The 2937-nt window shown below is 49.7% G+C and carries 4 protein-coding genes; all 4 read left to right on the top strand.

The features are described from left to right. Window positions 1-1092, top strand: a 1092-nt coding sequence (locus ACTHS3_RS11275; RefSeq protein WP_440367976.1) for a dual specificity protein phosphatase family protein, incomplete at its 5' end; no start/stop codon positions are given. 2 nt (window positions 1093-1094) lie between these two features. Then, window positions 1095-1469, top strand: a complete 375-nt coding sequence (locus tag ACTHS3_RS11270) for a hypothetical protein (protein ID WP_039862080.1) — start codon at window positions 1095-1097, stop codon at window positions 1467-1469. A gap of 63 nt (window positions 1470-1532) precedes the next feature. Next, window positions 1533-2240, top strand: coding sequence for a lysophospholipid acyltransferase family protein (locus ACTHS3_RS11265; protein ID WP_039862078.1), 708 nt, complete (start codon window positions 1533-1535; stop codon window positions 2238-2240). Then, a partial coding sequence (locus tag ACTHS3_RS11260) for a phosphatidate cytidylyltransferase (RefSeq protein WP_440367975.1) occupies window positions 2237-2937 on the top strand: 701 nt, incomplete at its 3' end. The genes ACTHS3_RS11265 and ACTHS3_RS11260, both read left to right, overlap by 4 nt.

Raw genomic sequence — 2937 nt, 5'->3', positions numbered from 1 at the left:
GCGGCATTTTTTCTTTGCCGTGATACACATGAACAAAACCGATATGTAGCGCACCTTGTAGCCGCCCAACTGATTGCGACTGCTTGCTTTGTGCTGTTTCCGCTGCGTTTCGGGTGGCCTAAACCGCCTGCCGTTGGACTGTCAGGCTGGCTGTTTGATTCATTGGCTGCATTTGATTTGCCGTACAACCAAGCGCCATCTTTGCATATTGCGTTGGCAATTATCGTGGGTGCATTTTATTGGACGCGCTTTCCCAAAATCCGCCTGCCTCTTTTCTTATGGCAAAGCCTGATTGCCCTGTCGGTACTGACAACTTATCAACATCATTTTATTGACGTGCCGACAGGAGCATTGCTTGGCTGGCTGGTGTTGTGGGCTTTCCCGCGTCAGATGACTTCGCCGTTAAGACTGGGCTTGAGTGATGTACGCTCAAGAAGGATTGCGTTGCTGTATTTACTTGGCGCGTGTTTGACGGCTTTGCCTGCGCTGCTGGGTGGTGTGTGGCTGTGGTTGATATGGATTAGCGTGTCTTTACTGATGGTATCCTTTGCCTATTTGACTGGAAATGCAAACATATTCCAAAAACAGGCTAACGGTAAATTATCGGTGGCAGCGACGGTTTTACTATTGCCTTATCTGGTGAGCGTACGGCTAAACATGGCGTATTGGTTACGCGGTAAAGCGAAAACGGCACCAGTCCGCAATGATGTATTAATTGGCAGCGTTTTAGGGATTTCAAACCATTTGCCTGTCGTATTGGATGTATGCGCCGAATATCCCTGCCGTAGCTATCAGGGAGCATATCGCGCTCTGCCTTTACTGGATATGGTAACGCCGTCTGAAAACGATTTGGTTCAGACGGCCTTGATATTGGAAACCTTGCGCCAAAAACACGGCAAAGCGCTGGTATGTTGCGCTTTGGGTTATGGAAGAAGTGCCGCAGTGGTGCTGACGTGGCTGCTGGTCTATGGTGGCTGCAAAAACTTGGCGCAAGCGAAGGCCGAACTCAAACAGGCTCGGCCGCAAATGGTATTATCGCCGGCCACCGCCCAAGCAGTTGAAGCTGCGGCCAACCGTTTAAAACAAGGATAATGATGGACAACGCAACCGACAGCCGTATTACTGCCCACCTGCTCTCTACCGCACATTATGTTGCCGCCTGCAATGCCTTGCTGCTCGCCTTGTCGGCAAAATATGGCGGCGCATGGTTTGCGGTGCAACTTGTCTTGGCAGCAGTTTTGCTGTACTGCCATATCCGCATTCACTTCGACCGTCGCGTGTTCCAAGACTTTGCCGACAACCGCTACTCTCCTGAAGACTTCGACCACACCTTACAGCAAAACGGTTTACGCCAAATTTCAGGCAGCCGTACGTTGACCCAACGGATAAACGGCGCACTTTCCTTATGGCGCAAAAGCTTATACCTGACCGCCGCACAATTTTTAATTTTGCTTATCCAAAGCATTTGATTATTTTGGCTAATTTACCCAAACCAGATCTAGAGCGGTATCTCACTCCCAAAGGCAGAAACAATGAAAAACTTCCTCAAAAAACAACTTGCCTGGCTAACTGACCAAGCCTTATGTCTGTCGGTCTCTTTTCTTACGGGCGTACGCCCCAAAAGTCCGCGCGAGCTGACATTCAATCAGCACCAAAAAGTCTATTACGCCAATCACGGCAGCCATGGCGATTTTGTATTGGTGTGGATTTCCCTGCCCCGCCGCTGGCGCTTGTCCACGCGCCCAGTCGCCGGTTCGGATTACTGGCTGACAAGCAAACTCAAACGCTTCATCATTCAAAACGTTTTCAATGCCTTGCTGATTCCGCGCCATAGTGATAATCCGCAAGCAATTACCGAACAGATGAAAGACGCGCTGAACGCAGGCGACTCTTTGATTATTTTCCCTGAAGGCACGCGTAATACTGACGACAACACCATCCTGCTGCCGTTCAAGTCCGGCATTTATCATCTGGCGAAAAGTAAACCCAATACCGAATTTGTGCCGATTTGGATAGACAACATCAGCCGCGTACTGCCCAAAGGCAAAATCCTGCCTATCCCGCTTTTGTGTGAAGTCCATATCGGACAGCCGCTTACTTTGCAGGAAAACGAAGACAAAGACAGCTTTTTGACACGCAGCCGTGAGGCGCTACTGGCACTCAGGCCGTCTGAAAACGACCGCAGCGAGCTTTGCCAAAATGAATCTGAAGTTCAGCAAAACAAAGGAGAACAAGCATGAGCCTTTCTACGACTTCCCAACAAATCATTGTCGAACAAGCCGCCGCTCATCTGACTCCGCAAGCCAGCTATATTTTTGTCGGCGTATTTGCCGTATTGTGTTTTGCCAGCATCATCGGACAATGGCTCAAGCGCAAAAACGGCGCAGATAATGCCACCATTGCCAACCTCAACGCCCGTATTTACGCATGGTGGCTGATGACGTTGGTGTTGCTGGGTGCATTTTGGTTCGGCAAAATCGGGACGGTTGTACTGTTTTTCCTGATTTCATTTGCCGCACTGCGCGAATTTATGACCCTCGTCTATCGACGCCGCAGCGACTATTACAGCATGGTGGTCTGCTTTTACCTGCTTCTGCCGGTGCAATACTATTTCGTCTATGACGGCTGGTACGGCATGTTCAGCATTTTTATTCCGGTTTACGGCTTTTTGATACTGCCGATTATTGCCAGCCTCAGCGGCCAAACGGCACACTTTTTGGAACGCGCCGCCAAAACACAATGGATGGCGATGATTTGCATCTTCTGTCTGTCTCATGTTCCGGCGCTGATGTTTCTGGACTTGGATGGCTTCGATAACGGCAACAATATCCTGTTGCTGATCTTCCTGATTGGCGTGGTGCAAGTATCGGATGTGTTGCAATACGTTTGGGGCAAACTGATTGGCGGTGCAAAAATCATGCCTTCGCTTTCTCCGTC

The sequence above is a fragment of the Neisseria sp. P0009.S007 genome (assembly GCF_051962515.1).
The sequence above is the reverse complement of the archived record's forward strand: the minus strand, read 5'-3'. Positions and strand labels throughout refer to the sequence as shown.